Source organism: Kribbella sp. NPDC023972 (assembly GCF_040639075.1).
Classification (GTDB): domain Bacteria; phylum Actinomycetota; class Actinomycetes; order Propionibacteriales; family Kribbellaceae; genus Kribbella.
In genome coordinates, this window is sequence record NZ_JBEZZH010000001.1 from 381,551 (window position 1) to 408,461 (window position 26,911).

At 68.7% G+C, this 26,911-nt stretch carries 22 protein-coding genes; 8 read left to right on the forward strand and 14 right to left on the reverse strand.

The genetic code is table 11. From position 1 onward, the window contains the following. Window positions 1-93: 93 nt before the first annotated feature. The 4 genes from AB0F43_RS01715 to AB0F43_RS01730 all read left to right on the forward strand — a co-directional run bounded on the left by AB0F43_RS01715 (window position 94) and on the right by AB0F43_RS01730 (window position 3,933). Entirely contained in the window at window positions 94-939 is an 846-nt protein-coding gene (locus tag AB0F43_RS01715; RefSeq protein WP_360469155.1) for an AraC family transcriptional regulator, read from the forward strand. Then, a complete protein-coding gene (locus AB0F43_RS01720) occupies window positions 936-1,367 on the forward strand; it encodes a VOC family protein (RefSeq protein ID WP_360469157.1) in 432 nt (143 codons plus the stop codon). Before AB0F43_RS01715 ends, AB0F43_RS01720 begins: the two co-directional genes overlap by 4 nt. A 58-nt stretch (window positions 1,368-1,425) precedes the next feature. Then, window positions 1,426-3,267, forward strand: a complete 1,842-nt coding sequence (recQ, locus tag AB0F43_RS01725) for a DNA helicase RecQ (protein WP_360469160.1) — start codon at window positions 1,426-1,428, stop codon at window positions 3,265-3,267. 87 nt (window positions 3,268-3,354) lie between these two features. Beyond that, the gene (locus tag AB0F43_RS01730) at window positions 3,355-3,933 is read left to right on the forward strand and encodes a dihydrofolate reductase family protein (RefSeq protein WP_360469162.1); all 579 of its coding nucleotides are present in this window, start codon (window positions 3,355-3,357) and stop codon (window positions 3,931-3,933) included. A 100-nt stretch (window positions 3,934-4,033) separates the two neighbouring features. Here AB0F43_RS01730 and AB0F43_RS01735 read toward each other — a convergent pair whose 3' ends face one another. Then, complete coding sequence (locus tag AB0F43_RS01735) at window positions 4,034-5,194, reverse strand: serine hydrolase domain-containing protein (protein ID WP_360469165.1); 1,161 nt, start codon at window positions 5,192-5,194, stop codon at window positions 4,034-4,036. 25 nt (window positions 5,195-5,219) lie between these two features. Next, the gene (locus AB0F43_RS01740; RefSeq protein WP_360469168.1) at window positions 5,220-6,095 is read right to left on the reverse strand and encodes a LysR substrate-binding domain-containing protein; all 876 of its coding nucleotides are present in this window, start codon (window positions 6,093-6,095) and stop codon (window positions 5,220-5,222) included. Between the two features lie 102 nt (window positions 6,096-6,197). Here AB0F43_RS01740 and AB0F43_RS01745 point away from each other — a divergent pair, with 102 nt between their 5' ends. Further along, window positions 6,198-6,908, forward strand: coding sequence for an SDR family oxidoreductase (locus AB0F43_RS01745; RefSeq protein WP_360469170.1), 711 nt, complete (start codon window positions 6,198-6,200; stop codon window positions 6,906-6,908). 18 nt (window positions 6,909-6,926) lie between these two features. Further along, window positions 6,927-7,688 carry an SDR family NAD(P)-dependent oxidoreductase gene (locus AB0F43_RS01750; protein ID WP_360469172.1) on the forward strand — a complete coding sequence of 254 codons (762 nt, stop codon included), beginning with the start codon at window positions 6,927-6,929 and terminating at the stop codon, window positions 7,686-7,688. Here the strand turns inward: AB0F43_RS01750 and AB0F43_RS01755 are convergent, their stop codons facing one another. The 7 genes from AB0F43_RS01755 to AB0F43_RS01785 form a co-directional block, all read right to left on the reverse strand. After that, window positions 7,689-8,054 (reverse strand): VOC family protein, encoded by a 366-nt coding sequence (locus AB0F43_RS01755; protein ID WP_360469175.1) that lies wholly within the window; start codon window positions 8,052-8,054, stop codon window positions 7,689-7,691. A 147-nt stretch (window positions 8,055-8,201) separates the two neighbouring features. Then, window positions 8,202-10,124, reverse strand: a complete 1,923-nt coding sequence (locus AB0F43_RS01760) for a DUF3352 domain-containing protein (RefSeq protein ID WP_360469177.1) — start codon at window positions 10,122-10,124, stop codon at window positions 8,202-8,204. A gap of 61 nt (window positions 10,125-10,185) precedes the next feature. Continuing rightward, entirely contained in the window at window positions 10,186-10,716 is a 531-nt protein-coding gene (locus tag AB0F43_RS01765; protein ID WP_360469180.1) for a hypothetical protein, read from the reverse strand. Window positions 10,717-10,839: 123 nt separating this feature from the next. Then, complete coding sequence (dnaE, locus tag AB0F43_RS01770) at window positions 10,840-14,397, reverse strand: DNA polymerase III subunit alpha (protein WP_360469182.1); 3,558 nt, start codon at window positions 14,395-14,397, stop codon at window positions 10,840-10,842. Between the two features lie 253 nt (window positions 14,398-14,650). Then, window positions 14,651-14,974 carry a hypothetical protein gene (locus AB0F43_RS01775; RefSeq protein ID WP_360469184.1) on the reverse strand — a complete coding sequence of 108 codons (324 nt, stop codon included), beginning with the start codon at window positions 14,972-14,974 and terminating at the stop codon, window positions 14,651-14,653. A gap of 88 nt (window positions 14,975-15,062) precedes the next feature. Continuing rightward, window positions 15,063-16,706: a glycoside hydrolase family 13 protein gene (locus AB0F43_RS01780; protein ID WP_360469187.1), complete on the reverse strand. Its 1,644-nt coding sequence runs from the start codon at window positions 16,704-16,706 to the stop codon at window positions 15,063-15,065. 119 nt (window positions 16,707-16,825) lie between these two features. Continuing rightward, on the reverse strand, window positions 16,826-19,144 hold the full coding sequence (locus AB0F43_RS01785) for a LuxR C-terminal-related transcriptional regulator (RefSeq protein WP_360469189.1): 2,319 nt from the start codon (window positions 19,142-19,144) through the stop codon (window positions 16,826-16,828). 51 nt (window positions 19,145-19,195) lie between these two features. On the opposite strand from AB0F43_RS01785, the gene AB0F43_RS01790 reads away from it, so the two are divergent. Beyond that, window positions 19,196-19,990, forward strand: coding sequence for an alpha/beta fold hydrolase (locus AB0F43_RS01790; protein ID WP_360469192.1), 795 nt, complete (start codon window positions 19,196-19,198; stop codon window positions 19,988-19,990). Here the strand turns inward: AB0F43_RS01790 and AB0F43_RS01795 are convergent. The 5 genes from AB0F43_RS01795 to AB0F43_RS01815 form a co-directional block, all read right to left on the reverse strand. Next, entirely contained in the window at window positions 19,987-20,610 is a 624-nt protein-coding gene (locus AB0F43_RS01795) for a Type 1 glutamine amidotransferase-like domain-containing protein (RefSeq protein ID WP_360469195.1), read from the reverse strand. The two genes, AB0F43_RS01790 and AB0F43_RS01795, sit on opposite strands and share 4 nt — an antisense overlap. Then, window positions 20,607-21,515 (reverse strand): RluA family pseudouridine synthase, encoded by a 909-nt coding sequence (locus tag AB0F43_RS01800; RefSeq protein ID WP_360472978.1) that lies wholly within the window; start codon window positions 21,513-21,515, stop codon window positions 20,607-20,609. Before AB0F43_RS01800 ends, AB0F43_RS01795 begins: the two co-directional genes overlap by 4 nt. A 20-nt stretch (window positions 21,516-21,535) precedes the next feature. Further along, window positions 21,536-22,063: a signal peptidase II gene (gene lspA, locus AB0F43_RS01805; protein WP_360469197.1), complete on the reverse strand. Its 528-nt coding sequence runs from the start codon at window positions 22,061-22,063 to the stop codon at window positions 21,536-21,538. A gap of 113 nt (window positions 22,064-22,176) precedes the next feature. Beyond that, window positions 22,177-22,878 carry a TraR/DksA C4-type zinc finger protein gene (locus tag AB0F43_RS01810; protein WP_360469200.1) on the reverse strand — a complete coding sequence of 234 codons (702 nt, stop codon included), beginning with the start codon at window positions 22,876-22,878 and terminating at the stop codon, window positions 22,177-22,179. Window positions 22,879-23,052: 174 nt separating this feature from the next. Next, window positions 23,053-23,328, reverse strand: a complete 276-nt coding sequence (locus tag AB0F43_RS01815) for a DUF167 domain-containing protein (RefSeq protein WP_360469202.1) — start codon at window positions 23,326-23,328, stop codon at window positions 23,053-23,055. A 279-nt stretch (window positions 23,329-23,607) separates the two neighbouring features. On the opposite strand from AB0F43_RS01815, the gene ileS reads away from it, so the two are divergent. Beyond that, entirely contained in the window at window positions 23,608-26,751 is a 3,144-nt protein-coding gene (gene ileS, locus AB0F43_RS01820) for an isoleucine--tRNA ligase (RefSeq protein ID WP_360469205.1), read from the forward strand. The last annotated feature ends 160 nt before the right edge of the window (window positions 26,752-26,911 follow it).

Genomic DNA, 26,911 nt, shown 5'->3' on the forward strand with positions numbered 1-26,911 from the left:
TTACATGGTGCCACGCCCGTCCAGATGGCGGTACGCGGGTCCCGCATTCCGGAGGACGTGAAACTGTCCACGGCCGGTTCTAGCCTGGTGAACATGGCGGGGTTCGAGCTCCACACGCGGCGGGTGCACCCCGCCCTGCGCCCGTACGTCGCCGATCTCACCGGTTACGCGTACGACGGTGAGCCGCCGCCTCTCCATCGCGGCCTGCCGTCGCAGTACCTGACCCTCGTCATCACCCTGGACGACCCGCTGGGGGTCGCCTGGCCGGACTCCCCCGTCCAGAGGTTCGACACCCTGATCGGCGGCCTGCACTCCACCGCTGTGCACATCAGCGAGTCCCCCAATCGTTCCGGCATTCAACTCGGCCTCACCCCCGCGGCCTCGCGCGCTCTGCTCGGCCTGCCACCCGGCGAGCTCGCCTCGACCGTGGTGGGGCTCGACGACGTCCTCGGCACGCCGGCACGGGTTCTGACCGAGCGCCTGCGCGAAGCGCCGACGTGGGTCCACCGCTTCGACCTGCTGGAAACCCTGCTGCTCGGGCAGTGGGCCGACCCACCTGCCGCGGAGACGCGGGCCGAGGTCGGCTGGGCGTGGCGTCGACTCCGCGAGACGGCCGGCGGTATCGGCGTACAGGATCTGGCCGCGGAGGTCGGGTGGAGCCGGCGGTATCTGACCGACCGGTTCACCACCGAGTTCGGGCTGGGTCCGAAGGTGGCCGCCCGGGTGATGCGGTTCGAGCAGGCGGTCGGGCGGCTCAGGCAGGACCCGAACGCCAAGCTGGCGGACCTGTCGGCCGAGCTCGGGTACGCCGACCAGGCTCACCTGACCCGGGAGTGGCACGCGATCGCGGGCTGCTCGCCGCGGCAGTGGATCGCCGAGGAGCTCTTCCCAAACCTTCAAGACGTACCACTGACTGCTGCCGCACAGTCGGAGGTATGAACACCACAACCGAGAACAAGATCGTCATCGGGGTCTGGCCGACCCTGGTGTACCGCGACGGCCAGGCGGCCCTGAAGTTCCTCGCCGAAGGACTGGGCTTCACCCAGGTCTGCCTGTACGCCGGTGAGGCGGAAGGATCGATCGCGCACTGCGAGCTGGCCTGGCCGGCCGGTGGCGGCGTGATGGTCAGCTCGACCGGCCGCAAGGAGGAGCCGGACGACTTCTCCTCGCTGGCCGACCACCCGCAGTCGGTGTATCTCGTCGTCGAGGACGACCCGGACCCGTTGCTGGCCAAGGCGATCGCCGCGGGCGCGGTCGTCGTTCGTGGGCTGCGGGACGAGGACTACGGGTCGCGCGGTTTCACCGTGAAGGACCAGGAGGGCAACCTGTGGAGTGTCGGCACCTATCGCGGTGAGATCACCGAGTAATCCACAGGTCCCCGCTCGGCACCCTTCGCCGTCTCGTGAATCTCACTAGAATCGCCGGGTGACCGAGACAGCCGTAGTCCTGGACGAATCCGCCGGCGAAGCACTGCAGGTGCTTCGCCGGGTGTTCGGGTACGACGCCTTCCGCGGTGAGCAGGCCGACATCATCGACACCGTCGTGGCGGGTGGGGACGCGCTGGTGCTGATGCCGACCGGCGGCGGGAAGTCGTTGTGCTACCAGATCCCCGCGCTGGTCAGATCCGGTGTGGGTGTGGTGATCTCGCCGTTGATCGCGCTGATGCAGGACCAGGTGGACGCGCTGACGGCGCTCGGGGTGCGGGCCGGATTCCTGAACTCCACCCAGGACTTCGAGCAGCGCCGTGAGGTGGAGCAGGCGTTCCTGGCCGGTGAGCTGGATCTGCTCTACCTCGCGCCCGAGCGGCTCCGGGTCGAGGCGACGGTGCGGTTGCTCGACCAGGGCAAGATCGCGCTGTTCGCGATCGACGAGGCGCACTGCGTGTCCCAGTGGGGCCACGACTTCCGGCCCGACTACCTGATGTTGTCGGAGCTGCACGAGCGCTGGCCCGACGTACCGCGGATCGCGCTCACCGCGACGGCGACCGAGGCGACGCACCGGGAGATCGCGACCCGGCTGAAGCTGACCGACGCGAAGCACTTCGTCGCCAGCTTCGACCGGCCGAACATCCAGTACCGGATCGTCCCGAAGGACAACCCGCAGCGGCAACTGCTCGACCTGCTGCGCACCGAGCATGCCGGCGACGCCGGCATCGTCTACTGCCTGTCCCGCAACAGTGTCGAGAAGACGGCGGACTTCCTGACCAGGAACGGTATCGAGGCCGTGCCGTACCACGCGGGTCTGGACAGTCGCACCCGTGCGGCGAACCAGGCCAGATTCCTGCGCGAGGACGGCCTGGTCGTGGTCGCGACGATCGCGTTCGGGATGGGGATCGACAAGCCGGACGTGCGCTTCGTCGCCCATCTCGACCTGCCGAAGTCGGTCGAGGGGTACTACCAGGAGACCGGTCGCGCCGGGCGGGACGGGCTGCCGTCGACCGCATGGCTCGCCTACGGGCTGCAGGACGTCGTCCAGCAGCGCAAGATGATCGACACGTCCGAGGGAGATCTCGCGCATCGGCGCCGCCTGAGCACGCATCTCGACGCGATGCTGGCGCTGTGCGAGACCGTGGAGTGCCGCCGGTCGCAGTTGCTCGCGTACTTCGGTCAGCACGGCGACCCCTGTGGCAACTGCGACACCTGTTTGACCCCGCCGGAGTCGTGGGACGGCACGATCGCGGCGCAGAAGCTGCTGTCGGCGGTCTATCGGCTGCAGCACGAGCGCGGGCAGAAGTTCGGCGCCGGCCAGCTGATCGACATCCTGCTCGGTAAGGAGACCGACAAGGTCAAGCAGTTCCGGCACGACCAGTTGACCGTGTTCGGGATCGGCACCGAGCTGACCGATTCCGAGTGGCGCGGTGTCGTCCGGCAGTTGCTCGCCCAGCGGCTGCTCACGGTCGAGGGCGATTACGGCACCCTCGTGCTCACCGAGGAGAGCGGCGAGGTGCTCGGCCGCCGGCGCGAGGTGATGATGCGCCGCGAGCCGGAGCGGGTGCGCACGAAGAGCAGGTCCTCCGCAGGCAAGAAGGCCGCCGCGGACCTCTCCCCCGAGGCGGCCCCGATCTTCGAACGGCTGCGGGCCTGGCGGGCCGGTGTCGCCAAGGAGCAGGGCGTCCCGGCGTACGTCATCTTCCACGACGCGACGCTGCGCCAGATCGCCACCGACCTCCCGGGCAGCCTGGCCGAGCTCGGCCGGATCAGCGGCGTCGGCGAGAACAAGCTGGCCAAGTACGGCGAGGGCGTGCTGGCGGCTCTGGACGAAGACTAGGCGAAGGTGTCGATCCGGGTCGGCCTGCTTCGACGGGAAGGTACGGAGCGCGGAACGGCCGCGCCGACGGACTGAAGGAGCAGGCTCATGTCTTCATCGGTGCTGTTGATGTCGATGTCCCTCGACGGCTTCATCGCGGGCCCGAACGACGTACCGGGCAACCCGGGCGGCGACGGCTTCATGCGGTTGCACAAGTGGTACGAGCGCGCGGACGGGGAGTTCGGCAAGCCGGAGGGGCCGGCCGGGGTCATCTGGGACGAGCTGAACGCGACCGGCGCGGTGCTGGTCGGGCGGCGGACCGCGGAGCAGGTCGACTACTACGGCGGTGACCATCACGGTGCGCCGCTCTTCGTGTTCACTCAGGATCCGGCGCCGGCCGCGGCGGCGAAGTACCCGGCCGTGACCTTCGCGACCGACATCGAGAGCGCGATGGCCCAGGCGAAGGCGGCGGCCGGAGACAAGGACGTCCTGGTCCACGGTGCATACACCGCGCAGCGGGCACTCGAAGCCGGCGTGCTGGACGAGTTGCAGATCGACCAGGTCCCGGTCCTGTTCGGCCAGGGACGCCGGTTGTTCGACGTACTGCCGGATCGGATCGAGCTGGACATCGTTCGCGTGATCGACACCCCGGCCGCGACGCACATCCGCTACCGCGTCCGTCGCTGAGCCGATCAGCTGGGTGACTTCGCGACGGTTCCGACGCGTCTTTGGTCTGTTGGAACCCGCTGATCGCAGACGCCTTGCTGAGTCGTCGGCGGCAAGCCCGCTAGCTGAGCAGGGGCTGAAGGGCCGCGGTCAGCTCGGTCATCGCGGTGTCGATCTGTTTGTTGCCGTCGGCAAGGAGGAGGGCGACGGACATCTTCTTCTCCGGTACGACGACCAGGAGGCTGGTGTAGTCGGGCATCACCCCACGGTGCCCTACCGCCGTACCGATACCGAAGCGCTGGGTGAACAGCATCGTGCCCAGGCCGTACTCCCCGTCGCCCTTCGTCATCTGGCTGACCAGCTCGGCCGGGACCACGCGGCCGCCGTACAACTGGTAGCCCCAACGCGCGACCGTCGGTGCGTCCGCCGCGAGTCCACCGTTCGCGGCGGACAGGCTCGCGATCGCCCGGCAGGGCAGGTAGCCGTCATCCGCCTTGCCACACACGGGATTCGCGTCGCCGACGACCGGCGGCTGCGGTTTCTCGCCGTCCTGGAACGCGGCCCGCCGCAGACCGGCGGGATCGGCCAGTTCCGTCCGGAGCACCGTCGACAGCGGCCGGCCGGTGATCTTCTCGATCAGCCGGCCGAGGACCACGTAATTGGGGTTGCTGTAGTCGTACGTGCCGCCCGGTTGCCCGATCGGCGCCGTGTGGTACGCCAACGCCTGCTCGGGTGTGAAGTGCCTGGCCGGCGCCGCCTTGATCGCGGTGTCCATCCGGCCGTAGTCGGCGGCCAGGTAGTTCGGTACGCCGGACAGCATCGACAAGTGCTGTCGCACAGTCGCGTCGTTGGCGGTGAGCTTGTTCTTCACGTACGTCGATACCGGTGCGTCCAGGTCCACCTGCCCGGCCTTGGCGAGCAGCATCACTTCGGCCGCGACGAACGTCTTGGTGATGCTGGCGACGCCCATGCTCGTCGTCGGGCCGATCGTCGTACCAACAGCGTCGCGCCCGGCCGCGCCGGACCAGGTCCACTGATCGGTGACCACGGCCGCCGTCGCACCCCGCGACGCGGACTCGTCGTCCGGGTTCGCGGCGTACCGGCTGACAATCTTGCCCAGCACGGCTTGCAGCGTCTCCGCCTTCGCGGCGTCCAGCGGCGCCGCGCCCGGCTCGGGGAAACTCTGCGCCGGCGCCGGTGTGACCGCGGGCGCCTCCCCGCCGCCGGCACCACATCCGGCCAGTGCGAGCACGAGCACCGCGGCGATCCCCCACCTGTTCATCTGCCGATGGTCCCACCACCGGAGTTCACCGCGGCGGTGTCCAGTCGACGGTGACGGCGAGATCTGCGAAGTCGTAGATCAGGCGGGACCGCCGGGACGCGATCCAGGCCAGGCAGACTTTGTTGGCGGCGATGTCGTTCACCGGTACGGCGGTCACGTCTGCACGCTGGTAGAAGACCGCCACCGACAGCGGAATGATCGACACGCCGCGCCCGGCCGCGACATGCTCCAGCTTCTCCTCGACACTGCGCATCTCCGGCACCGGCTTGGCCTTGCCGGTGCGCAGTTCCCGCGCGATGTCCCGCCACTCCGGTACGGCGTCCGGCGGCTGCAGCAGGTGCTCGCCGGCGAGATCGGCGATGTCGATGGCGGGCTTGCCGGCCAGCCGGTGGTCGGCCGGGAGCATCGCGACCCGCGGCTCCTCGAACAGCGGGCGGATACTCAACCCCTCCTGCGGTATCGGCAGCCGGACGAGGCTGACGTCGACCCGGCCGTCGCGCAGCACCTCCACCTGGTCGATCCAGGTCGTCCGGATCAACTCGACCTCGACAGCGGGATGTACGGCGCCGAACGCCCGGACGGCTGGGGTGACGGTGAGGCCGGGCATGAAGCCGATGGTGAACGTCTGCGGCCCCCGGGACGCCTGTACCACCCGCCGCCGCATCGCCTCGGCGGAGGCGAGCAGTGGCCGGGCGTCGTCGAGCAACTGCCGGCCGGCCGAGGTCAGCTCGGTGGACCGCTTGGTGCGGGCGAACAGCTGAACCTTGAGCTCGTCCTCCAGCGCACGGATCTGCCGGGACAGCACCGGCTGCGCGATGTGCAGGCGATCGGCCGCCCGGCCGAAGTGCAACTCCTCGGCGACCGCGACGAAGTACCGGAGCTTGCGGAGGTCGACGTCCATAATACCTTCAGGGTATTACAGCCGCCGAAACAGGTCTTGGACCGCAGCGGCCGTACGGACGCATCGTGGACGCGAGATCCCCACCACGAAAGGCAGTTCGTCATGACTCTGCAGGACCAGCGCGTCGTCGTTCTCGGTGGTACGTCGGGTATCGGCCTGGCGACCGCCCAGCTCGCCGCGGCCGAGGGCGCCACCGTAATTGTTGCCTCCAGCAACCCAGAGTCGGTGAAGCGCGTCCTCGAAACCCTGCCGCCGTCGGCGACCGGTGACGCCGTGGACCTGACCGACGCCGGGGCGGTCAAGGCCTTCTTCGACGGTCTCGAGCCCTTCGACCACCTCGTCTTCACGGCCGGCGAACCGCTGACACTGCTCGAGGTCGAGTCGATAGAGCTGGCCCGCGCCCGGCAGGCGTTCGAGCTCCGCTACTTCGGCGCCCTCGGTGCGGTCAGCGCCGCGGCACCGCGGATCCGCCCGGGTGGTTCCGTCGTACTGACGACCGGAGCGGCCGCCGATCGTCCCGGGCCGGGCTGGTCGGTCGCCGCGAGCATCTGTGGTGCGGTGGACGCCCTCGTGCGCGCCCTCGCGGTCGAGCTCGCGCCGCTGCGCGTCAACGCCGTCAAGCCCGGAGTGGTCCGGACACCTCTGTGGTCCGGCCTGTCGCCTGAGATGCTTTACGAAGAGACGGCCAAGACGCTACCGGTGGGCCGGGTGGGTGAACCGTCCGACATCGCCGCCGCCTACGTCTACCTGATGAACCAGGGGTTCGCGACCGGTGCCATCATCAGTGTCGACGGCGGCCACGTGCTCGCGTGACCTGGCAGAGTGGGCACCATGGCACGGATTCTGGTGACTGGTTCTGCTGACGGTCTGGGGCAGCTGGTGGCGGGTGAGCTGATCGACCAGGGGCATGAGGTCGTTCTGCACGCGCGGAACGAGAGGCGTGGCGACGATGCCCTGGGTGCGTTACCGAAGGCCGCCGGCGTGCTGATCGGCGACCTCGCCAGCATTGCCGAGACGCGTGAGCTGGCTCGGCAGGCGAACGAGTCCGGCCGGTTCGACGTCGTGATCCACAACGCGGCGGTCGGCTATCAGGAACCGCGGATCGAGACCGTCGACGGGCTCGAGCATGTGTTCGCGATCAACGCCTTGGCGCCGTACCTGCTCACTGCGCTGATGGACCGTCCGGAGCGGTTGGTCTACCTGAGTTCCGGCATGCACGAGAGCGGCGACGTCGTACTGGACGATCTGCAGTGGGTACGGCGGCGGTGGAGTGGATCGCGGGCGTACTCCGACTCGAAGCTGCACAACGTGATCCTCACGTTCGCGGACGCGCGACTGTGGCCCGGCGTACTGTCGAATGCCGTCGACCCGGGCTGGGTGCCGACCAAGATGGGCGGCCGGGGTGCGCCCGGCGATATCAGCCAGGCGCACCTCACCCAGGTCTGGCTGGCCACGGCCCCGACCACACCCAGCGGTGGGTACTACTACCACCTCCGCCCGCACGCGACGCACCCGGCGGCCTCGGACCCCGAGGTCCAGGACGCGTTCCTCGAGGTCTGCGGCTCGCTCACCGGCGTGCCGTTCCCCAGCTGATCACTCCTGTACGACGTACAGCGTGTTGCCGTCCTGGTCGCGGAAGGTGAACATCGGTGGCACGCCCGGCCAGGTGATCAGCTCGTCGGTGTCCACACCCTCCTTGGACAGATGCTCGTGCGCCGCGACGGAATCCGCCGTGACCAGGCGTACGCCGGTGTCGACCGGGCCGTCATTCGAAGCGGGCGTGAGCGCGAGGTTCGTCGCCGCGCCGGGCGGGGCAACCACGATCCAGCGGCCGCCGATCTGCGGCAGCGGCGCGTCCATCACCAGCTCGAACCCGAGCGTCGCGGCGTAGAACGCGACCGCCCGGTCCTGGTCACGGACCGGTACGCCGATGGTCCGGATGCCAATGAAGTGGTTCATCTCTACCTCCTGGTGGTGGGTCCTTTCACCACGAGGTAGAGACCGCCACCCCGATTTCGACATCAGCGCGCGACGAATTCCCAAGATGTTGAGACAGCGAAGCCCCGGACGGCTACAGCAATGCCGTCCGGGGCTTCGTGAGAGCAACTACTTCGCGACCACCCGGAGGCTGAACTCGGCCTCGCCGTTGCCGGTGGAGCGGACGACGTAGCCGGCGGAGCGGAGTGCGGCCAGGTCCTTCTCGGAGCTGAACCGCTCGCTCAGCGAGCCGGCCGCCTCGAAGTCGACGTAGCCGATCGTCACCGCGCCCTTGGTGTCGGGCAGGGCCTGCTTGAAGTTCTCGGTGCCGCCGAGGTTGCCGCCCTTCAAGACCTGCTCGGCGTACGACTGGTCGGTGGCGACCACCAGCGAGTCGTTGTCCTTCGCCGTCTCGATCGGGATGTTCGCGGACGCCTTGCGACGCAGCAGCGTGGTCAGCTTCTCCACCACCGGCTCGGCCTTGGCCGGGTCGGTCTCCATCCGGGCCGCGATCTTCGGGCCGTTCCCGGCGTCCTTGTCGATCGCGACGGCCAGGTTCTTGCCCAGCAGGCTCTTCAGGTCGTCGGGCAGGGTCAGACCGGTCTCCTCGGTGACCTCCTGGGTCAGCTCCTCGAGGTTGCCGTTCGACGCCTTCTCCAACTGCTTCCACATCGTGTCGACGAGGTTCTCGCCGCCGGAGATCGCGAGCGCACCGGCCGTGGTGTCGGGCAGTTGCCCGATCAGCTCACCGGCGTCGGCGCCGTCGACCTTGACGCTCTGGTCACCGCGGGCGATGCCTTTCAGCTCGACGTACGAGGAGTCGAACCGGAGCGCGGCCGCCATGGTCGCGTCGGTGATGCCGGCCAGCTGCTCCGACTGCACCTTGCCGGAGATCCCGGCGAGGCCCTTCATGTCGGCCCAGACCGAGGCGAAGCCCTGCTCGCCGAGCGCGTCCATGTCGGCGCTGAACTTGGCGTTCTTCTCCAGCGGGTTGTCCTTGCTGGTGGCAACGGCCTGGTCGACGGTGGCCTGGTCGTCGGCGAGCAGCACGTAACCGTTGCTGAACGCACGACCCGGCTTCTTCTTCTCCTTGGCCATCAGCTTGTCCAGGCCCTTGGCGGCGTCGTCCTCGTTCTTCACCTCGATGGCGACCACCACGACCGGGTCGTCCTTGCCGTCAGCCGGCGGCAGCGCGGCCAGGCCGGCGCGTTCGCCGAGCCACGGCTTGACGTCCTTGTCGTAGTCCACATCGGCCAGGTCGTCACCGGCGTACTTCTTGATGCTCTCGAACAGCTTCTGCCGCAGGTCGTCGTTCTCGCCGGTCAGGCCGAGGTTCTCCTTCACCGACGGGAACTTCAGCAGGTACCGGATCGCGGCGACCTTCTGGCCGGCCGACGGGTTCAGGTCGACGCGGGCGTAGGCGACCGCGTTCCCCGGCAGCACCGCGGCGGGCTGCTTGCCGCCGTTCAGCTTGCCGTAGGCGAAGATGCCGCCGCCGGCGACGACCAGCACCATGGCCAGCGCCGCGATGATCGGGATCAGCTTGCCGCGCTTCTTCTTCGGCTCCGGCTGCCACTGCTGCTGCCCCGGCCCGAACCCGGGCCCCTGCGGCGGCTGCCCACCGACGTGCAGCTGCTCGTACGACGACTGACCGCCGGCATGACCGGCCTGAGCCGGCTGCCCGTACGATGCCGCACCGGGCTGACCGTACTGCGGCCCACCCTGCTGCTGGTACCGCGGCTGCTGCGGGCGACGCGGCGGCTGCCCATACTGCTGCCCAGCCTGACCAGACTGACCCGGGAGCCCAGGCTGTCCCTGCTGCGGGCCAGACTGCCCGTACTGCGGCTGGCCCGGCTGGCCGTACTGCGGCGGCCCCTGCGGCGCCGGACCAGGACGGCCCTGCTGCGGCCACTGGCCCTGCTGGTTGCCCTGGGCATTCATCGGCGGACGCGGTGCGCCCGGCTGACCGCCGTACTGGTTCGGGTTCTGCTGCGGACCGCCCGGGTACTGCGGGTTGGGCGGGGTGTTCTGGTCGGACATATGCTCCCTCATGTGGTCCAGTGGCCTCACCCACCGGCAGGGTCGTGTCTCGTGATCGACCCGACCAGACAGGCTAGTGCACCTGCGGCGAGGACTCGGACGCACCAGGTTGCGATGTGGTTGCAACCGGCTCGCTGCGCCAGGTCGTGGCGGCGATGATCGCGGCCGCCAGCGCCGCACCGACCAACCATGCCGCGGCAGGGGTCCAGGTGTGCAGCTCCAGCGGCGCTGCGACCAGATCACCCGGTTTGGCGGCCTGCAGCCGGGGCTGTAGCGGCTCATGGCCGAGCAGCATGCCCACGCCCCAGGCGACACCGGAGCCGAGCAGCGCCCCCAGCGCGACGATCCCGACCGACCACGGTCCGTAGTTCCGCAACCACAAGAACAGCGCGGCGCCGAGCACCAGCGCGGTGATGAACCCGATCGCGGTGAAGGTGCCGTCCGGCCCGAACACCCGAGTCATCTGCTCCTCCCCCAGCGCGCCGCCGTTCTCGTCCACGGTGTACTGCGCCAGCGGCGAGAACTGCTGCCACGCCCACCCGGCCACCACACCGGCGACCAGGAACACGACCACGGTCACCGCGATCGCCTTCGCCCAGGGCATCTTCGGCTCCGGCGGAGGCGGCGTACCAAAAGGAACCCCCGATGGCGGGGGCAGGTACGGCGAAGATTGAGCAGACTGAGGTTGCGTCACCTCGACAGTGTGCCGCACTGATTCCACCAAACCTCAACTGGCCAGGCAGGAGGGACCGAGCAGCGCCTTCAGATCCGCCATCAGCGCCGAGGTCGGCGTCACCCGGAACCGGTCGCCGATCCGCATCACCGTCGTCTTCTGCCGGGCCTGCAGGCGCAGCTGCACCTCCGTCATCCCCGGGTGCGACTGCAGCACGTCCCGGAGCTGCTCGACGACCGGCGGCGTACACCTGTTGACCGCCATCGTGATGACCACCGGGCCGCTCGGGCCTTCGGTCAGGTCCGGCACGATCACCTCGGAGCCGCTCAGCTCGACCCGGTCCTCGCGACGGCGCAGCCGGCCCTTCATCAGGATGATCGCGTCGTTGCTCAGCAGGTGGGCGTGCAACTGGTACGCCGAGGAGAACATCATCACCTCGATCGAACCTTCCAGGTCCTCGATGGTGACGATGGCGTAGATGTCGCCGCGCTTGTTCACCTTCCGCTGGACGGCGGTGACCAGGCCGCCGATCGTGACCTGGGAGCCGTCCGGCCGGTCCTCGTCGGCGAGCAGCTGACCGATCGTGCAGTCGCTGCCGTTGGTGAGCACGTGCTCGACACCGAACAGCGGGTGGTCGGAGACGTAGAGACCGAGCATGTCCCGCTCGTGCGAGAGCTTGGTCGCCTTGTCCCACTCCTCGATCTCGGGCACCGTGACGGTGAGCCGGCTGTTGGCTGTGCCGTCCTCGTCCGCCTCGTCGTCCGGGAGGCCCATCGAGAACAGGTCGAACTGGCCGTGCGCCTCGTTCCGCTTCAGGTCGATCGCCTCGTCGACCGCCTGCTCGTGCACCGCGACGACCGCGCGCCGGGCGTGGCCCATCGAGTCGAACGAACCGGCCTTGGCCAGCGACTCGATCACCCGCTTGTTGCAGACCGGCAGCGGCACCTTGTCGATGAAGTCGACGAAGTCGGTGAACCGGCCCTTCTCCTCCCGGGCCGCGACGATCTCGGCCACCACGTTGACCCCGACGTTGCGGATCGCGGACAGGCCGAAGCGGATGTCGGTGCCGACCGGGGTGAAGTTCGAGTCCGACTCGTTCACGTCCGGCGGCAGCACCTTGATGCCCATCCGGCGGCACTCGTTCAGGTAGATGGCCATCTTGTCCTTGTCGTCCTTCACGGACGTCAGGACGGCGGCCATGTACTCCGCCGGGTAGTTCGCCTTCAGGTACGCCGTCCAGTACGAGACCAGCCCGTACGCCGCCGAGTGCGCCTTGTTGAACGCGTAGTCGGAGAACGGGACCAGCACGTCCCAGAGTGCCTTGATCGACTGCTCGGAGAAGCCGTTCGCCTTCATCCCCTCGGAGAAGCCGACGTACTCCGCGTCCAGCACCTCGCGCTTCTTCTTGCCCATCGCGCGGCGGAGCAGATCCGCTTTGCCGAGCGTGTAGCCGGCCAGCTGCTGGGCGATCGCCATCACCTGCTCCTGGTAGACGATCAGACCGTAGGTCGTCCCCAGGATCGGCTCGAGTGCGACCGCCAGCTCGTCGTGCGGGTAGCTGATCTCCTGCTGCTTGTTCTTGCGCAGGGCGTAGTTGGTGTGGCTGTTGGCACCCATCGGGCCGGGCCGGTACAGCGCGCCGACGGCGGAGATGTCCTCGAAGTTGTCCGGCCGCATCAGCCGCAGCAGCGCCCGCATCGGACCGCCGTCGAACTGGAACACACCGAGCGTGTCACCGCGGGCGAGCAGGTCGTACGTCGGCTTGTCGTCGAGCGTCTTGGCCAGCTCGTCCAGGTCCAGCTTGATCCCGCGGCTGGCCTCGACGTTCTTGACCGCGTCGTCCATGATCGTCAGGTTGCGCAGGCCCAGGAAGTCCATCTTGACCAGGCCGAGCGTCTCGCAGCTCGGGTAGTCGAACTGGGTGATGATCTGGCCGTCCTGCTCACGGCGCATGATCGGGATCAGGTCGATCAGCGGCTCGCTGGACATGATCACGCCGGCCGCGTGCACACCCCACTGGCGTTTCAGGTTCTCCAGGCCGCGGGCGGTGTCAACGATCTTGCGGACGTCCTGGTCGGACTCGTACAGCTGGCGGAACTCGGTCGCCTCGGAGTACCGCTTGTGCTGCGGGTCGAAGATGCCGGACAGCGGGATGTCCTTGCCCATCACCGACGGCGGCATCGCCTTGGTGATCCGGTCGCCCATCGCGAACGGGTAGTCCAGCACCCGGCCGGCGTCCTTGATCGCCTGCTTGGCCTTGATGGTGCCGTAGGTGACGATCATCGCGACCCGGTCGTCGCCGTACTTCTCGGTGACGTAGCGGATCACCTCGGGGCGGCGGCGGTCGTCGAAGTCGACGTCGAAGTCGGGCATCGACATCCGCTCCGGGTTCAGGAACCGCTCGAAGATCAGGCCGTGCTGGAGCGGGTCCAGGTCGGTGATCTTCATCGCGTACGCGCACATCGAGCCGGCCCCGGAACCACGGCCCGGGCCGACCCGGATGCCGTTCTTCTTGGCCCAGTTGATGAAGTCCGCGACGACGAGGAAGTAGCCGGCGTACCCCTTCGAGACGATGACCTCGATCTCGTACTCGGCCTGCTTGCGGACGTGGTCCGGGATGCCGTCGGGGTAGCGGTGGTGCAGACCGGTCTCGACCTCGGCGACGAACCAGGACTCCTCGTTGTGGCCCTCCGGGCAGGGGAAGCGCGGCATGAACCGGCCCTCGCCCTCGGTGAAGCTGACGTCGCACTGCTCGGCGATCAGCAGCGTGTTGTCACACGCCTCCGGCAGGTCCTTCCAGACCTCCCGCATCTCGGCCGCGGTCTTGACGTAGAACTCGTTCGCGTCGAACTTGAACCGGTTCGGGTCGGACAGCGTCGAGCCGGACTGCACGCACAGCAGCGCGGCGTGCGCGGTGGCGTCCTCGGGCTTGGTGTAGTGCAGGTCGTTGGTGGCGACCAGCGGCAGGTCGAGCTCCCTGGCCAGCTTGAGCAGGTCCTTCTGGACGTCCCGCTCGATGCCGAGGCCGTGGTCCATCAGCTCGCAGTAGTAGTTCTCCTTGCCGAAGATGTCGCGGAACTCCGCGGCCGCCTCGACGGCCTCCTTGTACTGCCCGAGGCGGAGCCGGGTCTGCACCTCGCCGGACGGGCAGCCGGTGGTCGCGATCAGGCCCTGGCCGTAGGTGTTCAGCAACTCGCGGTCCATCCGGGGCTTGAAGTAGTAGCCCTCGAGGCTGGCCAGCGAGCTCATCCTGAACAGGTTGTGCATACCGGACGTGTTCTTCGCCAGCAGCGTCATGTGCGTGTAGGCACCGCTACCCGAGACGTCGTCGCGACCCGAGTTCGCGTCGCCCCACTTGACCCGCTTGCGCTCACTGCGGTGGGTGTGCGGTGTCAGGTACGCCTCCACGCCGATGATCGGCTTGACGTCGTACTTCTTCGCCGTCTTCCAGAACTCGTACGCCCCGAACACGTACCCGTGGTCGGTGGTCGCGATCGCCGGCATGCCCATCTCCTGGGCGGTTTTGAACAACTCGTCGATCCGCGCGGCGCCGTCCAGCATGGAGTACTCGGTGTGCACGTGTAGATGCACGAAACTGTCGCTGGACGCCATGTCTGCGCAGACCTCCCAGGGCGTGAGTGTGGGTGACTACAGCACCCTAATCCGCGCCACCGACAGTCTCTGAACCGGCGCTCCGATCACCGCTCCACCGCCCGATATCCGGGCAGGCGGCGGCCCGCGACAGGGCCCGGGGGATAGCGCTGTCGCGGGCCGCCGGATCCATCTCTCCGATCGGAGGGGGCGAAGAGATGGAACGGCGGGCCTGGCGCCGAGCAGGGGTCCTCAAGACGCCAGGCCCGCCGGTCTAGGGGTGTGCCGCGACCATCACGTGCACGGTTCCGTGGTGCTCGAGGCGGCTTCTCATCGCCGGCAGACCGCCGTCGGGCTGGTGGTCGGCCGTCGGCACCAGCACGGCCCAGACGTCGTTGTCGCTGCGGACCTCGTCGAGCAACGCCTCGAACGCGGCCGGCGCGGTGTGCGGGTGTTCGAGGTAGACGGTGCCGAGGGCGAGTCCTTCGGCCAGGGCGAACGCCGCCAGGCTCACTCTCGCCGCAGAGATGTCGTCGGCTGTCATCAGCACGCCCGCCCGGATGTAGCCGAGAGCCAGTGGGCGCGTACAGGTCTCCATCAGCGGTCCCGCAGGTCACGCGCCACGTCGCGCACCATCAGGATCGCGATCACGCCGGTGATGAGGATCAGGGCCCACATGCTCGCGATCACGACGCGACCTCCAGCATGATCCACGCGGCGGAGTTGGCGGGCAGCTTCTCGCCGGCCTCGAGGTCGCTGGCGAGGAGCAGGATGCCGTCGACCGGCATGCAGACCGGCCGGGACGTGCAGTTGACCACGCAGGCGAAGCCGTCGCCGCGGGTGAACGCCAGTACGCCGGGCTCCGTCGGCAGCCAGCGGAAGTCGCCGGAGCCCAGCGCGGGGATCCGGTGCCGCAGCGCCAGCGCCTCGCGGTAGAGGTGCACCATCGAGTCGCCGCTGCCGAGCAGCAGGTCTGCCGCGTGGTCGGCGAACCACTCCGGCTGCGGCAGCCACGTCGTACCCGGACCGCCGTCGGGTGAGAAACCGAAGGAGTCGTGCTCGGCCTTCCACGGCAGCGGCACCCGGCACCCGTCCCGGCCGCGGCGGACGCCGCCGGTGCGATGGAACATCGGGTCGGTCAGCACGTGCTCCGGCAGGTCGGTGACCTCCGGCAGGCCCAGCTCCTCACCTTGGTAGAGGTACGCCGATCCCGGCAGCGCCAGCATCAGCAGAGCGGCCGACCGGGCCCGGGCCAGTCCGAGCTCGAGATCGCCGGGTCCGGCGCCAGGCGCACCGCCGGCATACCGGGTGACGGACCTCGGCATGTCGTGGTTGTTCAGCACCCAGGCGACGGAAGATCCGGACCCGGCGATCGTCTCGAGGCCCCGGTCGATCACGTCGTACAGCGACCGGTCGTCCCAGGCGGCGCGGAGGAACTCGAAGAAGAAGGTCTGGTGCAGCTCGTCCGGGCGCTGGTACCGGGCGAGCTGCTCGGTGTCGAGCAGGCCGACCTCGCCGACCAGGACGCGCTCACGCCCGGTGGCCTGGGTGTACTCCTCCGCGATCGCTCGCCAGCTGCGCCACACATCGTGCACCTCGGGTTGGTTCCAGGCGTGCGGGTTGATCGGGTCCCCGGTCAGCTCGTCGTGGTCGGCGTACTCGTGGTCCGGCAGTCCGTCGGCCTTGTGCAGCCCGTGCGCGACGTCGATCCGCAGCCCGTCCACGCCGCGGTCGAACCAGAACCGCAGGACCTCTTCGAAGGCCTGCTCGACGTCCGGGTGCCGCCAGTTGAAGTCGGGCTGCTCGGCCGCGAACGTGTGCAGGTACCACTCGCCGTCCGGCACCTGCTGCCACGCGGAACCGCCGAAGATCGACCGCCAGTTGTTCGGCGGCTGGTCGCCCCGGCCGGCGGCGAAGTGAAAACGCGCCCGCTCCGGGCTGCCGGGACCGGCCGCGAGCGCCTCCAGGAACCACGGATGCTCGATCGAGCAGTGATTCGGTACGACGTCGACGATCACCTTGAGGTCGAGCCGGTGGGCGTCCAGAATCAGCCGGTCGAACGACTCCAGCGTTCCGTACTCTGGGTGCACGCCGCGATAGTCGGCGACGTCGTACCCGTGATCGTGCTGAGGTGAGGGGTAGAACGGGTTGAGCCAGAGGCCGTCCACGCCCAGGCTGCGCAGGTACGGGAGCCGGGCCCGGACACCGTCGAGGTCCCCGATGCCGTCACCGTTGGAGTCGGCGAAACTGCGCACGTACACCTGGTAGATGACAGCGCTTCGCCACCAGTCGGTGCTGCCCCGCAATGGCAGGCAACTCGTCTCGGGCATCGGGACCTCGGCAACGTATGGAGGGGCAACGTTGTCAGAAAGGATCCCGGTCAGCACCCCCGGCAGACATCGGTACTCTCACGGATTTACGTACGGAGATGCGGATTCGGGTGAAACCGTTACCGCTCAGGATGCTCGGCCACCCAGCGGGCGACCTGGGTGCGGGAGGCGAAGCCGAGCTTGCTGAGAATGTGCTCGACATGGGTCTCGGCGGTGCGCTGCGAGATGACGAGGCGGCCCGCGATCTCGCGGTTGCTCAGGCCTTCGCCGATCAGCACCGCGATCTCGTGCTCACGCCGCGTCAGCCGGCCGGCCATCCCCGGCTTGGCTGTCCGCTCCCGCAGCGTCTCCTCCCCCAGCGCCAGCGAGACCGCCTGGTCGAAGGAGTACGCCGCCCCCAGCCGGAACGCCTCGTCGAACGCCGCGTCGCCGATCGCGGCCCGGATCCGCGCCTCGGTCCGGTCGTCGAACTGGCTGTACGGCGTCGTCTCGTCCACATGGGCCCCACTCGACCGCCAGACCGCCCGGGACGCACCCATCAACCGGGCCGCCTGCTCGGTCGGCGCGGCCGACCCGGCGCACCAGGACAGCGCTTGCACACAGAACCCGATCCCGGTCCGGTCGTTCAGCGGCTGCCACAACCGGATCGCCTCCCGGAACGACCGGGTCGCCGCCTCGACCTGATCGTGGTCGCGCCACTGGACGATGCCCACACTCCACAGCGCGTACGCCTTCGACGAGACCGCACCCCGGGAGTCGGCCAGCTCGTACGCCTGCCGGCTGAACTCCTCCACCCGTGGGTCGCCGAGGAAGAACGTTGCCGCCGACAACAGGATGAGGATGTCGAACTCACCGAGGTTGTCCCCGACCGCGCGGAACCCGGCCAGCCCGACCTCCAGCCGGCCGATCGCACCCGGCAGGTCACCCTGGTAGATCAGGGCATGCCCGGCCACCTCCGCGATCCGCGCCCGCAGCCGGTCGTCGTCGTACCGCTCGGCGAGCTCCTCGCACTCCCTCAGCAGCCGGGTCAACTGCTCCGTCTCGCCGAGGAACATCGACAGGTAGCTGCCGGCCCAGAGCCCGAGCGCCCGCGTCGGCGTCTGCTCCGGCGCGGCAACGATCGCCCGGCTGAGATACCGATGGCCCTCGCGCAGGTACCCGGCGAACCAGAAGTTCCAGATCGGTGCGGCGATCTCCAGCGCGGCCTGTCCTTCCCCCGGCTCGGCCAGGCAGAAGTCGAGGGCGGCGCGCAGATTGTCGTGCTCCCGCCGCATCCGGATGAACCAGTCGGCCTGACGCGGACCGAAGCTGTCCTCCGCCCAGCCCGCGGCCAGCCGCCGGCAGTAGTCGCGGTGCCGGAGCCGGAACTCGCGGGTCCGGCCGGCCTCGGCCAGCCGCATCCCGCCGTACTGGCTGATCGTCGTGAGCATGTCGTACCAGGCGACCGAGTGGTCGGTGGCCATCGTGCGGGTGATGATCGACTTGTTCACCAGTCCCGCGACGAGGTCGAGCACCTCGTCGCGCGCGATGCCGTCGCCCGAGCAGACCTCCTCCGCTCCTTCGAGGTCGAAACCGCCGGAGAACACCGACAACCGCTCCCACAGCAACCGCTCGCCCGGCGAGCACAGGTCGTAGCTCCACGTCACGGCGGTGTCCAGCGCTTGCTGCCGGGCCGGTCCGGCCTGCCGCCCGCTGGCCAGCAGCCGGAACCGGTCTTCGAGCCGGTCGAGGATCTGCGCGAGCGACAAGGTCCGCATCCAGACGGCCGCGAGCTCCAGCGCCAGCGGTACGCCGTCCAGCTGCCGGCAGACCTCGATCACCTGCGCCCGATTCCGCTCGTCGAGCTCGAACTCAGGCAGTACGGCGCGGACGCGGTCGACGAAGAGAACCAATGACTCGTACTGATCGGCGTCGGCGAACGGGACCTCGCCCGGCGGTGTAGACAACGGAGGCACCGACAGGACCTGCTCGCCTTCCACACCCAGCACGTGCCGGCTGGTGGCGAGGATGCGGAGCTGTGGTGCGGCCGCCAGCAGCTTGCTCACCAGTACGGCGCATGGCTCGGCGAGCTGCTCGCAGTTGTCCAGGACCAGCAGCAGGTGCTTGTCCTCCAGGTACTCCGCCAGGTCGGCGGTTGGGTTCGCCGACACCTGGCTCAACTCGAGTGCTCCGGCCAGGGTGTGCCCGAGCAGCGCCGGATCGTGCAGTGCGGCGAGCTCTACGAACCACACCCCGTCGGCGAACGTACGGCGTACCTCTGCGGCCATCCGCAGCGCCAAACGCGTCTTGCCGACTCCCCCTGAGCCGGTCAGGGTCAGCAGGCGGCTGCTGGACAGCAACCGCCTCGTGGCCGCCAGTTCTCGACGCCGCCCCACGAAACTCGTCAGCTCGGCCGGCAACCGCCCACGAGGCGTCGCGACCGGCTTCGACTCCGCCATGCCTCAGAGTAGGCCCGATCGACGCTGTTGAGACCGCCTTAGGCTGGGTGAATGGTGCGCGTCGCGCTGGTGGTGGGGTCGGTGGTTCTGCTGCTGTTGGCCGTCCTCTGGGGATGCCAGCGGCAGTTGATCTATCTGCCGGACACATCCGCGGTGCCTGTCGGTGTGGGCGCCAAGAACGTGGTGCTGGCGACGAGCGACGGGCTGCAGCTGGGTGCATGGCTCGTGCCACCGCGAGGGCCGGACAGTGGCGTCGCCGTACTGATGGCCAACGGGAACGGCGGCAACCGGGCCGGACGCGGACCGCTCGCGCAGGCGCTCGCTGCAGAGGGGCTGACCGTGCTGCTGTTCGACTACCGCGGGTACGGCGGTAACGAAGGCAGCCCGAGTGAGAGAGGCCTGGCTCGGGATGTTCGTGCGGCACAGCAGTATTTGGTCGAGTACGGCGTACCACCGGAGCGGACTGTTTACTTCGGTGAGAGCCTCGGGGCTGCGGTGGTCACCGAGCTGGCCACGTCGGTTGAGCCGGGAGGACTCGTACTGCGGTCGCCGTTCGTCGACCTCGCGTCCGTCGGGCGGGCCCACTACCCGTTTCTGCCAGTCGAGCTGTTGCTACGGGACAAGTTCCTGCTGGCTGAGCAGCTGGCTGGTGTGAAAGCGCCGGTTGCTGTGGTCTACGGCAGTGGTGACTCCGTCGTACCAGCTGAGCAGAGCCGTGCGGTGGCTGAGGCGGCACCGACGTTGAAGCATCTGGTCGAGATCCCAGGAGCGGACCACAACGACGCCGCGTTGGTACATGGACCAGAAGTGGTCGCGGCTGTGGTCAGGCTCGTCGAGCAGCTCTAGACGAGCTCGCGGTGATCACCGTCGATCACCAGGGCCTGACCGTCGCGCATGCCGAGGTAGCGGACGCCGGTCCGGTCGTAGAGGTCGGCAACTTCCGCTACCAGGTCTGTTTCGGGGTGACCGGGTGAGTCGAGGTGCGGGACGATCGCGTGGTCGAGCACGCCGAGGCCTTCCCAGCTGACCTCGCCGTCAACCGCCTTGGGGTCGTCACACAGCTCGAGACCGCGCAGACTCGGCGCGAGGACACAGGCTCCGGCGCTGTATCCGGCGTACACGATCTCCTCGCTGCGGATGAGCTCGGGGAGGAGCTTGTCCGCGCCGCTCACGGCAAGTGCTGCTCGAAGGACGAAGGCATTGCCTCCGCGCACCCACACACCGTCACACTCCGGCAACTGGGCCTTGAGCGCGCCGCCTGTGCATGACCGCAGGTCCAGCTCGTGGGGGTTAAGACCCAGCTCGGTCAGCCAGGTGATCTCGTCGGTGACCTTCTCCCGGCGTACGGCGGAGTCCTCGGTGTCGATGGAGTTGCAGATGACGGCGACGCGGGCGGCCGGCGGGAGGAGAGCGACGAGGCGCTCGGGGTGGTCGCCGAGGCGGAACGACGACAGGTAGAGCTTCACTGGCTGTCGACCAGGAGATCGAGGGCGTGGTCGAGGTCGTCCGGGTACTTCGAGGTGAACTCGACGTACTCGCCGGACCCGGGGTGGATGAAGCCGAGTCGCATCGCGTGCAGCCACTGCCGGGTCAGCTGGAGACGCTCGGCGAGCACCGGATCGGCGCCGTACGTGAGGTCGCCGCAGCACGGGTGGCCGATCGCGGACATGTGGACGCGGATCTGGTGGGTGCGGCCCGTCTCGAGGGTGATCTCGAGCAGGGTCGCGTACCGGAACGCCTCGAGCGTCTCGTAGTGCGTCACGCTCGGCTTGCCGCCCGCGATCACGCCGAACTTGTAGTCGTGGTGCGGGTGCCGGTCGATCGGCGCGTCGACGGTGCCGGTGAACGGGTCCGGGTGTCCCTGGACCAGCGCGTGGTAGATCTTCTTGACCGTCCGCTCCTTGAAGGCGAGTTTCAGCACGGTGTACGCGTACTCCGTCTTGGCCACGACCATCAGTCCGGACGTGCCGACGTCGAGCCGGTGCACGACGCCCTTGCGCTCGGCGGCGCCGCTGGTGGAGATGCTGAACCCCGCCCCGGCCAGGTGGCCGATCACGGTCGGGCCGGTCCACCCGGGCGACGGGTGCGCGGCCACGCCGACCGGTTTGTCGACCACGACGATCTCGTCATCGTCGTACACGATCCGCAGGTTCTCGACGGTCTCCGGTACGACGGTGACCTCGCCGGGCGGCGGTGGCAGTTCGACGTCGAGCATGACGCCGGCGGCGACCCGGGCCGACTTGGGCGCCGTTGCGCCGTCGACCTGGACCAGGCCGGACTCGATCAGCTCGGCGGCCTTCGTCCTTGACACGCCGAACAACCGGGACAACGCCGCGTCCAGCCGCTCGCCGGCCAGGCCGTCCGGGACCATCACGGTCCGGGAGTCGCCCGTCACTTCTTGGGTTCCTTCGTCCCGTCCAGCCTGACCCCGCGCAGGGTCTGGATCACCAGCAGGGCGGCGGCCGACGTGACCGCCATGTCCGCGACGTTGAAGATCGCCCAGTGCGGGGTCTGCAGGAAGTCGATCACGTGCCCGTGGAACGGCGAGGGCTCGCGGAAGATCCGGTCGATGATGTTGCCCAGCGCACCGCCGAACAGGAAGCCGAACGCCACCGCCCACCCGGCCGACCCGAGCCGCCGGGACAGGTAGACCACCCCGAGCGCGACGACGATCTGGATCGCACTGATGTACGGCGTGTACCCCGCCCCGAGGCTGAACGCGGCGCCGGAGTTCCGGATCAGGTTGAACTTCAGGAAGCTTCCGATCACGTTCACCGGCTCACCCGGCGTCAGATGCTCCAGCGCCAGCGTCTTGGTGACCTGGTCGAGCGCCAGCACCACCAGCCCGACCAGCGCGAAGACGGCGATCCACTTCCAGGACCCACGCTGGGCAGGCGGGATCTCACCCTCCGTGGGCACGGCGTCAGGCTCGGTGGGCTCCGGCGACGACGGAGAACCGGCCGACGGGGAGTCGGCCGGTTCCGGCGTTGCTTCTGGGGCGTCCCCCACCTGACGGGACGACTCGGGTTCGCTCAGCGGCGTTCTTCGCGTTCTTTGCATGACACGCACAGTGTCGCACGCGGGAATGCCTGCAGCCGACCCTTGCCGATCGGGTTGCCACAGCTCTCACAGATGCCGTAGGTGCCGTCCTCGATCCGGGCCAGCGCCCGCTCGATCTGGTCCAGCATGTCGCGGGCGTTGTTCGCCAGCGACATCTCGTGGTCCCGCTCCAGCGTGGTGGAGCCCACATCGGCCTGGTCGTTGCCGGCGCCGTCACCGCCGTCGCGGAGCAGCCCGACGATCTCCTGCTCGGCGTCGCGGATCTCCTTCTTCAGGTGCACCACGTCGGCTTCCAGCTCGCCGCGCAGCTCGGTCAGCTCTGCCGCCGTCCACGGGTTCTCGCCGGACTTCACCGTGAGGGTCTCTGCCTTGTGTGCTGCGGACTTCGCCGGCGCTGTCGCCGGGGTCCTGTTCTCGTTCGTCTTCATGGCCACCCTCTTCGTCGGAGCCTGCTTGGCAGGGGTCTTCTTGGCCGGAGCCTTCTTCGCCGCGGTCGAGCCGGTGGTCTTCGTGGCCGCCGTCTTCCTCGCGGAAGTCTTCTTCGCCGGTGACGCCTTCTTCACCGATTCCTTGCGGGCCGCCGTCTTCTTGGCCGGCTCGGCGGATGTCGCGGCGCTCTTCTTGGCCGCGGCCTTGCGTTGGGGGGCGGACTTCTTGGGAGCCGATGTAGCCATGGTCAGCTACCCCCTGCCTTCGTCGGAGACTGAAGCGGACTGGTCGCAAGACACTAGGCCACGTGCCCACCACGTGCCAGTCCGACGCGCAGACCGTGGACATACGGTAGTCGGTTCTTCAAGCTCACTCGACGTTCCGCGCGTCACAGCAACATTTCAGCGTCCCACTGCGTATTAGCCGAGCAAGTGTTCGAGCCTCGGCCGGATCTCGCTCTCCTCCCCCTCCACCGCGACCAGTTTGTCCCTGCTGGTCGCGCCCCGCACCAACGTCACCGCGGAGCGTCGTACTCCGAACGCCGCTGCGACCGCCGCCAGGACAGCCTTCGTCGCCTGCCCCTCCACCGCACGGGCCGACACCGACACCACCAGCGCCGGGCCGGACGGACCGTCGTACCGGCCGCCGACCGCGGTCCGGGAGGCCCCCGGTTTGACCCGCAGCAGAATTCTCATCGCTGAATTCTCGCCTGACCACCGATTAACGATTCGTAGTTGCCCAGTACGAAGTCGTACACTGGGAGCCGCGATCCGCAAGGCAGTGATGGGGCCATCACCCCGGAGCCGCCGGAAGAACGGTCCGTAGCGACTTATTAGAACCGGCAGCGACGCAGAAAGGAAGTGGGTGGCTCCCTGCGGGCCGCCAAGGAGGGTGGTACCGCGCGGCCCGGCGACAGCGCCGGCGCTTCGTCCCTCGTCCAGCACGCACCAGGCTCGACGAAGGACGACGAAGAGATGGCTACAACTCCGTGGCGCCAGGTCCCGGCCCAGGTCGACTTCCCCGCGCTCGAACGCGAGGTGCTTGCGCACTGGGACGAGCACGACACCTTCGCCAAGAGCCTCGAGCAGTCCGCCGGCGGTCAGCCGTGGACCTTCTACGAGGGCCCGCCGACCGCGAACGGGATGCCCGGCACCCACCACATCGAGGCGCGCGTCTTCAAGGACGTCTTCCCGCGCTACCGGACCATGAAGGGCTTCTCGGTCGAGCGTAAGGCCGGCTGGGACTGCCACGGCCTGCCGGTCGAGGTCGCGGTGGAGAAGGAGCTCGGCTTCAACGGGAAGAAGGACATCGAGGCCTTCGGCATCGCCGAGTTCAACGCCAAGTGCCGCGAGTCGGTGCTGCGGCACGTGGACGCGTTCAACGAGCTCACCGTCCGGATGGGCTACTGGGTCGACCTGGAGCACCCCTACCGGACGATGGACCCCGAGTACGTGCAGTCCGTCTGGTGGTCGCTCAAGCAGATCCACGACAAGGGTCTCCTGGTCGAGGACTACCGCATCACGCCGTACTGCCCCCGCTGTGGGACCGGCCTGTCGGACCACGAGCTCGCCCAGGGCTACGAGACGGTCATCGACCCCTCGGTGTACGTCCGCTTTCCGCTGACCTCCGGTCCGCTGGCCGGGCAGGCGTCGCTGCTGGTCTGGACGACGACTCCGTGGACCCTCGTGTCGAACACTGCGGTCGCGGTGCACCCCGACGTCCAGTACGTCGTCGCCACCGATGGCACCGAGTCGCTGGTCGTCGCGGAGCCGTTGCTCGGCACGCTGGGCGAGGGCTGGACGGTCACCGGTCAGTACGGCGGCCGCGACATGGAGCGGTGGACGTACCAGCGGCCGTTCGAGCTGGTGGAGTTCCCCGAGCCGGCGCACTACGTCGTACTGGCCGAGTACGTGACGACCGAGGACGGCACAGGTCTGGTCCACCAGTCCCCCGCGTTCGGTGCGGACGACCTCGCGGTCTGCCGTGCCTACGGCCTGCCGGTCGTGAACCCGATCGAGTCCGACGGTCACTTCGGCGCCGATGTACCGCTGGTGGGCGGGCAGTTCTTCAAGAAGGCCGACGAGTCGCTGGTCAAGGACCTGCAGCAGCGCGGTGCACTCTTCCGGCACGCGCCGTACGAGCACCCCTACCCGCACTGCTGGCGCTGCCACACCCCGGTCATGTACTACGCCCTGCCGTCCTGGTACATCCGCACCACGCAGGTGAAGGACGCACTGCTCCGGGAGAACGAGAAGACCAACTGGTACCCGGACTCGGTCAAGTGGGGCCGGTACGGCGACTGGCTGCGCAACAACATCGACTGGGCCGTCTCCCGGTCCCGCTTCTGGGGTACGCCGCTGCCGATCTGGCGGTGTGCGGACGACCACCAGGTGTGCGTCGGCTCGCTGGCCGAGCTGGGTGAACTGGCCGGCCGGGACCTGAGCGACACCGACCCGCACCGGCCGTACGTCGACGACATCACCTTCGACTGCCCGACCTGCGGCCAGACGGCACAGCGCGTCCCTGAGGTGATCGACGCCTGGTACGACTCCGGCTCGATGCCGTTCGCCCAGTGGGGCTACCCGTGGGTCGAGGGGTCGAAGGAGAAGTTCGAGCAGGCGTACCCGGCCGACTACATCTGCGAGGCGATCGACCAGACCCGCGGCTGGTTCTACACGCTGATGGCCGTCGGCACGCTGGTCTTCGACGAGTCGTCGTACCGCGATGTCGTCTGCCTCGGGCACATCCTGGCCGAGGACGGCCGGAAGATGTCCAAGCACCTGGGCAACATCCTGGAGCCGATCCCGCTGATGGACGACCACAGCGCGGACGCGGTGCGCTGGTTCATGGCCGCCTCCGGGTCGCCGTGGAAGGCGCGCGGCATCGGGCCGAACGTGCTGAACGAGATCGTCCGGAAGGTGCTGCTCACCTACTGGAACACAGTCGCCTTCCACTCCCTGTACGCGCGACTGGCCGACTGGTCGCCGACGGCCGACGTACAGCCGGTGGCCGAGCGCTCGGTGCTGGACCGGTGGCTGGTCAGCGAGACGCACCGGCTGGTGCGCGACACCGACCAGGCCTACGCGGTGTACGACACGCAGCGGCTCGGGTTGCTGATCAACTCGTTCGTCGACGTCCTCTCCAACTGGTACGTGCGGCGTTCGCGTCGCCGGTTCTGGGCCGGTGACGCCGGCGCGCTCGCCACGCTGCACGAGACGCTCGACGTACTCACCCGGGTGATGGCGCCGCTGACGCCGTTCGTGACCGAGCGGGTCTGGCAGGACGTGTTCCGTCCGGTCACCCCCGGCCTGCCGGAGTCGGTGCACCTGGCGTCCTACCCGTCGTACGACGAGACGCTCATCGACGACGCGCTCGCGCAGCACGTGTCGATGGCGCGGCGCGTCGTCGAGCTCGGCCGGTCGGCCCGGGCGGAGGCCAAGGTACGGACGCGCCAGCCGCTGTCCCGCGCGCTGGTCGGGTCGGCCGCGATCGCGGACCTGTCCGCGGACCTGCTGCAGGAGATCGCCGACGAGCTGAACGTCGGCTCGGTCGAGCCGCTCTCCTCGGCCGGCGCCGACCTGGTCGAGTTCTCCGCCAAGGGCAACTTCCGCGAGCTGGGCAAGCGGTTCGCCAAGCAGACACCGGTGGTCGCCGCCGCGATCGCCGCCGCCGACGCCGCCGCCCTGGCCGCCGCGCTGAAGCAGTCCGGTACGGCGACGGTCGTGGTCGACGGGGAGAACGTCGAGGTCGGCGAGTCCGAGGTGCTGCTGTCGGAGCGGCCGCGTGAGGGCTGGTCGGTGGTGAACGAGCAGGGCGAGACCGTTGCCCTCGACCTCGAAGTCACCCCGGAGCTCAAGCAGGCCGGCCTGGCCCGCGAGGTGGTCCGGACGTTGCAGGAGGCCCGGAAGAACGCGGGTCTCGAGGTGTCGGACCGGATCAAGGTCTGGCTGACCTCGACCGACACCGACCTCACCGATGCCCTCGGCAAGCACGCCGACGAGATCGCCCGCGAGGTCCTCGCCGTCGAGCTCACCCAGACGGCCCCGTCGCAGCCCACCGACGTTGCCACCGGCACCGATGAAGACCTGCAACTGACCTACTGGCTGACCAAGGCCTGACCCGCCGGCCCGCCCTCATTTGGCTGGCTGACCAGCCAAATGAGGGGTTTGCCACCCTGAGAACGGGTGGCAAACCCCCAATCTCGGTGGTGAACCAGGCAAATGGGGTGGGGTCAGCGGGGTGTGGGCGGGCTGCTCTGGCTCGGAGTGCCGGGGCGGC